The sequence below is a fragment of the Embleya scabrispora DSM 41855 genome, assembly GCF_000372745.1.
Lineage (GTDB): Bacteria > Actinomycetota > Actinomycetes > Streptomycetales > Streptomycetaceae > Embleya > Embleya scabrispora.
In genome coordinates, this window is the sequence record NZ_KB889607.1 from 202,935 (window position 1) to 209,156 (window position 6,222).

At 68.6% G+C, this 6,222-nt stretch carries 8 protein-coding genes; 3 read left to right on the top strand and 5 right to left on the bottom strand.

Features of this window, described 5'->3' with window-relative positions:
* Positions 1-6: 6 nt before the first annotated feature.
* On the top strand, positions 7-645 hold the full coding sequence (locus A3IC_RS0111890) for an HAD family hydrolase (protein ID WP_020550274.1): 639 nt from the start codon (positions 7-9) through the stop codon (positions 643-645).
* A gap of 137 nt (positions 646-782) precedes the next feature.
* Here the strand turns inward: A3IC_RS0111890 and A3IC_RS0111895 are convergent, their stop codons facing one another.
* Entirely contained in the window at positions 783-1,076 is a 294-nt protein-coding gene (locus tag A3IC_RS0111895) for a 4a-hydroxytetrahydrobiopterin dehydratase (RefSeq protein ID WP_020550275.1), read from the bottom strand.
* A 10-nt stretch (positions 1,077-1,086) separates the two neighbouring features.
* On the bottom strand, positions 1,087-2,367 hold the full coding sequence (locus tag A3IC_RS0111900) for an NsdA family TPR-like regulatory protein (RefSeq protein ID WP_191864075.1): 1,281 nt from the start codon (positions 2,365-2,367) through the stop codon (positions 1,087-1,089).
* A 176-nt stretch (positions 2,368-2,543) separates the two neighbouring features.
* On the opposite strand from A3IC_RS0111900, the gene A3IC_RS0111905 reads away from it, so the two are divergent.
* Both A3IC_RS0111905 and A3IC_RS0111910 read left to right on the top strand, forming a co-directional pair.
* Positions 2,544-2,744, top strand: a complete 201-nt coding sequence (locus A3IC_RS0111905) for a hypothetical protein (protein WP_158695920.1) — start codon at positions 2,544-2,546, stop codon at positions 2,742-2,744.
* Between the two features lie 215 nt (positions 2,745-2,959).
* Positions 2,960-3,166: a hypothetical protein gene (locus A3IC_RS0111910; protein ID WP_158695921.1), complete on the top strand. Its 207-nt coding sequence runs from the start codon at positions 2,960-2,962 to the stop codon at positions 3,164-3,166.
* 212 nt (positions 3,167-3,378) lie between these two features.
* On the opposite strand, the gene A3IC_RS62175 is transcribed toward A3IC_RS0111910, so the two are convergent.
* The 3 genes from A3IC_RS62175 to A3IC_RS0111925 form a co-directional block, all read right to left on the bottom strand.
* Positions 3,379-3,996, bottom strand: a complete 618-nt coding sequence (locus A3IC_RS62175; RefSeq protein ID WP_020550280.1) for a hypothetical protein — start codon at positions 3,994-3,996, stop codon at positions 3,379-3,381.
* A 312-nt stretch (positions 3,997-4,308) separates the two neighbouring features.
* Positions 4,309-5,238 carry a proline dehydrogenase family protein gene (locus tag A3IC_RS0111920; protein WP_020550281.1) on the bottom strand — a complete coding sequence of 310 codons (930 nt, stop codon included), beginning with the start codon at positions 5,236-5,238 and terminating at the stop codon, positions 4,309-4,311.
* Between the two features lie 36 nt (positions 5,239-5,274).
* The coding region (locus A3IC_RS0111925; RefSeq protein WP_020550282.1) for an aldehyde dehydrogenase family protein at positions 5,275-6,222 on the bottom strand (948 nt) is incomplete at its 5' end.

Genomic DNA, 6,222 nt, shown 5'->3' on the forward strand with positions numbered 1-6,222 from the left:
ACCTGCATGATCGAGAGTGTCGTTTTCGACGTCGGCGAGACCCTGACCAACGACGCCCGATTCTGGGGGCGTTGGGCCGAGTGGGTCGGTGTCCCGGCGCACACCATGTCGGCGCTGGTCGGGGCGGTGACGGCGCTCGGGATGGACAACGCCGAGGCGCTTCGTCGGATCCGGCCCGGCTTCGACCTGGCTGCGGAGCGGGCCGCGAGCGAGGCGGCCGGTGTTCGCGAGGTTCTTGAGGAGTCCGACCTGTATCCGGACGTGCGGCCGGCCCTGGCCGGGCTGCGTGCCGCAGGCGTATGGGTGGGTATTGCGGGCAACCAGACCCGGCGGGCGGGCGAGATGCTGCGCGCCCTGCGACTACCGGCGGACGCGTTGGCGGTATCCGAGGAGTGGGGCGTCGCCAAGCCCGACGACGCCTTCTTCCGGCGGCTCATCGAGTGGGCGCCCGGTGAGCCCCACGAGATCCTGTATGTCGGCGACCACCCGGCGAACGACCACGTCCCGGCGGCCCGGGCAGGGTTGCGAACCGCGCTGGTGCGTCGTGGCCCGTGGGGCTACCTGTGGGCGGGCGATCCCGAGGTGAATCGCGCGGATTGGACAGTCGACTCGCTGTCCGAATTGGCGGACTTGATCGGGCGGTAGTCGCACGAATCGCCATCCCGATCGCGCGGGCACGGGTACCGTCCGGGTATGGCCTCATCCACGCGAGCCGGATTGGGGGCGCGCTTGGACGGCTCCGCGCTGAGCAGGTGCCGCAAAGGACCGGGACGCCAGCCACACTACCCCTTGACTATCGCGTCGATGGCGTCGGCGAGCTTGAAGTCGAGTTCGGTCACCACGCCACCTGCGGAGTAGGTGGTCATACTGAAGCGCACTTCCTGCCAGTGCAGTTCGACGTCGGGGTGATGCTCCAGTTCCTTGGCGACCTCGGCGACCTCGGCGATCAGCCGCACACCGTCGTGATAGTCGACGGTGTAGTCCTTCGCGATGCGCGTGGTGTCTCCGGACCAGCCCTCCCGGGCCGCGAGTTTGGCCGCCACCTCGGCTGCGTCGAGGGGTGTGCGCTCGCCCATGAAGTTCTCCTCAGCCGTTTGCCGGCCGGCCGCCCAAGTCGGCCACGAGCTGCTCAGCCTGCCTTACCTCCGGCTCGTGATGCCAGGGGGCCAGTTGCCGCCACGCGGCTTCGACTTCGCCGTGCAAGCGTGCGGACCCGGTCTCGTGGGCGACCCGGACGGCGCCGACGAGAGCATCGACACTCTCCGGCAGGCGCTGCTGATCCGCGAGCGCGGTTGCCTGGCGAGCGAGGAAGACCCCGCCATCACGGCGTGATGTCGGCGGCAGGACACGCAACACCTGCTCCCAAAGAACGGTCGCCTCCGCACCCATATGGAGCCGGCTATAGCAGGTCGCGCGCTGGATTTCGACGTAATCTTCCGTGCGGCGGCACGCGTTCCCCCAGGGGTAGTCGTCGTCCACACGCCCGAGGAGCTTTGCCGCGCCATCGAGGAAGGCGTCGGCTTCTGCTCGGTCGCCGAGCATTGCGTGGCCGTGGGCAGCCTGCTGCATGGCCTGTACTCGCACTTTCGGACACAGCAGTCGGCCATCTCGGAGAGCCGACGACGACAACTCCACCGTGGCACGCCCGTCGCCCGCGTCCATCGCAACCATCGCCTTGTTGGTCAGGGCGTGGCTCACGAGTTGCGTGTCTCCGGCGCGATGGGCGAGCTCCAGGGTCTGGTTCGCCCACACGGTCGCCTGCCCGAGGTCACCGGTGTCCTGATACAGCCAGGTCACCAGGCCACAGTAGGCTGCAGCGACCTGGAGGAGGCGTCGCCTTACATCTCCGCTCGCCTGGTCCAAAAGCTTGACGATGAGCTGGTACTGGACGATCACCGTGGGGACCAAGTGATGCGGACCCAGCATGACGTCGGCGCGATAGTGCCCGTCCAACTGCTCGTGGAAGTAGTCGACTATCGCGGGATCCACGCATCGACCGGATGGCCCGGCGCCGAAGGTGGCGAGGGGAAGAGTTGTGACGGCGAGGAATTGCCTTCGATCCACGGCCTCCACGCTAAGGAGCGGCAACGGGCATTGCGGTGGCGCTTTGGGGAGTTTGGGGCCGATGCCGAGCTCGGCTTCGGTCAGTCCTGTCAATGCGACGAGGACGCGCCGGTAGATCGGTCGGGGCCGCGTGGTGTCGCCGTCTTCCCAGCGGGCGATCAGTCGGGCATCGACGGAGAGCTGCCGTTCGCCCATCTCGTCTGCCTTGGCCTGGAGTTCCCGGGCGAACTCGGCGCGAGACTGCTTCCACTGGTCCTCACGGACCGCGCGCAGGCAAACGTTTGGTGAGCGATTGATCGCCATGGCGGTCCCCAGATGTGCGGCGGCGGTAGCACCACGCTATCCACCCCGGCGGGCAGTGATCGCGGGATCGGCGTGGAAATGCCATCGGATTGCCATCGACAGCGACATCGGTCTGCATCGCGCTTCTCGCGATGATCGTCACGTCCGGATCGCAATACCAGGTGGGAGCACGCGTGATGAGCATCGAGACACCGAAAATCACCGTCCACTCCTCCGGTGACCCTGACCACCCGATCCGGATCACCGCACCAGGTCGCGATCCCCTCGACGTGACGCGCGCCGAACTGATGACCTTGGTGCACGAGGGGCGGATGCGTCTGATGCGTACGTTCCCGACCCCGCCGATTGTCGGCGGGATCCCGGACTCGGGCGGCTGAGCCCCGCCCGACGCCGCCCGCCCCGACCGTTCTTCCGGCGGGCGGCACCCGGTCCCGCAGTCTCCGGAACGGCTGCGGGACCGGGCCCCCATCCCGTCGGGTATGCCGGCGCGGTGCGCGTCGGCGACAGCGGCGCGCAGTGCGGCGCCGGCCGCGCGGCAGCGTTGACGGTGGGCCTGCTGCCCGCCGGCCCCTTCCGCATCCGAGGAGAGACCATGTCCACCTCACCCCCGTGGTCGATCGGCGACCACCTGTGGCGCAAACTCGGCCCCCGCAACCACCACCTCGGCACCATCACCAAAATCTGGCACGACGGCACCCGGTGGATGGTCGAATACGAACACGGCGTCCGCACACGCGAAACCGTCACCGCACCCGCCGACGAGATGTACAAGGCAGGCCCCATCAACCGCCCGATCTGACCGCCGGCACCCACAAAGCCACTTCGTCCCTCCCACGGCGTCGCGCAGCAAGGCGAGGGAGCCCGCCTCCGGTAACTCCTCCGTGATCCGCTCGGCCGACTCGATGCCTTCGAGCCTGTCGGCGTCGCCCGCGCAGATTGCTTCGGGTGTCTCGTGGACCATGAATGCCCCTGCCGCCGTTGGCGGCAGGGGCATTCATGGTCCGTGCTCGCTCAGCAAGCCACCCTGGCTACGGATTTCACCGGGCTCACAATCGCCGTGCGCTTCATAATCTCGGCCAACGTCGTGTCCTTGGTGTAGCCACGAGAGCCGATGGTGACGGACTCCCGGGCGCTGTCGGTCTCGTCTTCCGGTCCGACGGTGAGGGGAAATGTCATCAGGAACGGTTCCGAGATGGCAACCGCGACGGAAAACGCGTCACCCTGGTCATCCAGCTGGGCGAACAGCCAGCCGAGCGTGTCCGAGGGAACGCCACAGACGTAGACGACCTCGCCCACCCTGTTGCAGATCCCGCCCAGAAGCTCGGGGACCTGCTCGGGGACCCGAAGAGCGGTGGCGAGGCGGGTGTAGACCTCCAACCGCTCGTCGTGGTGTCTGTCCGCCGCCAAGCGCGTGACGAGTTCGCCGGCTTCGAGGTCGTGGAGACGTTCGTGGTGCTCCACGATTTCGAGCGGGCGGGCTTCCTCGAAGTGGAACGCCAAGGCGTCGAGCAGGTCCGCGCGCAATTCGTCGAGCGTCGGTCGGCCCAGCATGAAGCCGGGTGCCTGCGGTGACGTCGCGTAGAAGCCGGTCTGGGTATCCCGAATGATCAGGTGGAAGAGTCCGCTCATTTCGCGCCCACCGCCTTCAGTGCGTCGTCCTCGCTCAGACCTACCTGCTTCACCAAACGGATTGGGCACTCGCCGTCCATGAAGTGAGGGGGCCGTGGATGTTCACGCGAGTTCCCCGTATCGAGAAGTTCACAGTAGGTGAGCAAAGCAGGTCGTCCACGTGTTTGCCCGAAGAAGAGCATCGTTCACTCGAAGGCGCGATGCCGACGGTGCGGACGAGCCGATCCGACCCACGCGCCACGGCCCGTAACGCGCAAGCGCCGGACGGGCAGTGGTCAGCCCGTCCGGCGTTTGAGGACAACCCGGCCCCGCCTACCCCTTCGTCGCCATCGCCCGCAGGAAGAAGGTCAGGTTGGCCGGGCGTTCGGCCAGCCTGCGCATGAAGTAGCCGTACCACTCGGCGCCGTACGGGAGGTAGATCCGCATCAGGTCGCCGCGCTCGACGATTCGCGCCTGCTCCTCCGGGCGGATCCCGTACAACATCTGGAACTCGAAGCTGCCCGGCGCCCGCCCGGCCAGGTCCGCGAGGTGTCGCGCGATGGCGATCAGGCGCGGGTCGTGCGAGGCCACCATGGGGTAGCCCGCGCCCCCCATCAGGATCCGCAGGCATCGCACGTACGAGCGGTCCACGTCGCCCTTGTCCTGGAACGCGACCGACTCCGGCTCCTGGTACGCGCCCTTGCACAGCCGCACCCGCGAGCCCTCGTGGGCCAGGTCCCGGCAGTCCTGCTCGGTGCGGCGCAGATACGCCTGAAGCACCGCGCCCACCCACGGGAAGTCCGCGCGCAGCTCGCGCAGGATGCCCAGGGTCGAGTCGGTCGTGGTGTGGTCCTCCATGTCCAGGGTGACCGTGGTGCCCACCCGCGCGGCGGCCGCGCAGATCCGCCGGGCGTTGTCCAGCGCGATCCGCTCGCCGTCGCCGGGCAGGAACTGCCCGACGGCGGAGAGCTTGACCGACACCTCGGCGCTGCGCGCGAGCCCGGTCTCGCCGAGCGTGTCGAGCAGCGCCTCGTACGCGTCCACCGTCGCGTCGGCCTGGGACCGGTCCGCGGTGTCCTCGCCGAGGTGATCGAGCGTCACCTTGCGCCCGGACTCGACGAGTTCGCGCGTCACCCGGATCGCGTCCGCGAGCACGTCGCCCGCCACGAAGCGGTCCACGATCGCCCGGGTCGGCGGCAGATGCTCGACCAGCGAGCGGGTCCGCGGCGAGCGGGCCGCCGCGAGGATGGGGCTGCGGAGCATGTTCTTCTCCCGAAGTACCGGTGGGGTGAGGGTGGGTCAGCCCATGTGCGGGTAGCGGTGGTCCGTCGCCGGGACGAACGTCTCCTTGATCGAGCGCGAGCTGGTCCAGCGCATCAGGTTCTGCATCGCGCCGGCCTTGTCGTTGGTGCCGGACGCGCGCCCGCCGCCGAACGGCTGCTGGCCCACCACCGCGCCGGTGGGTCGGTCGTTGATGTAGAAGTTGCCCGCCGCGAACCGCAGCACGTGCGCCGTGTGGGCGATCACCTCACGGTCCTGCGCGATGATCGCCCCGGTCAGGCCGTACGCGGACACCGACTCCATCTGGGTGAGCATCGCCTCGTACGCGTCGTCCTCGTAGACGTGCACGGCCAGGATCGGGCCGAAGTACTCGTCCTTGAAGATCTCGTGGTCGGGGTTCGCCGAGACCAGCACGGTGGGCCGGACGAACCAGCCGACGCTGTCGTCGTAGCTGCCGCCCGCGACGACCTCGACCGTGTCGTCGGCGTGCGCGCGGTCGATCGCGGCCTTGTTCTTGGCGAACGCGCGCTCGTCGATGACCGCGCCCAGGAAGTGGCTCAGGTCGGTGGGATCGCCCATCGACAGGCCGTCGACGGTGGCCAGGAAGTCGTCCTTGAAGCCGCTCTCCCAGATCGAGCGCGGGATGTAGGCGCGCGAGGCGGCGGAGCACTTCTGGCCCTGGTACTCGAACGCGCCGCGCACCAGCGCGGTCCGCAGCACGTCGTGGTCGGCGCTGGGGTGCGCGACCACGAAGTCCTTGCCGCCGGTCTCGCCGACGATCCGCGGGTAGGTGCGGTAGCCGGCGATGTTCTCGCCCACCGTGCGCCACAGGTGCTGGAAGGTGGCGGTGGAGCCGGTGAAGTGGATGCCCGCGAGCGCGGGGTGCTCGAGCGCGACCTCGGAGACCGCGATCCCGTCGCCGGTGACCAGGTTGATCACGCCGGCCGGAAGTCCGGCCTCTTCGAG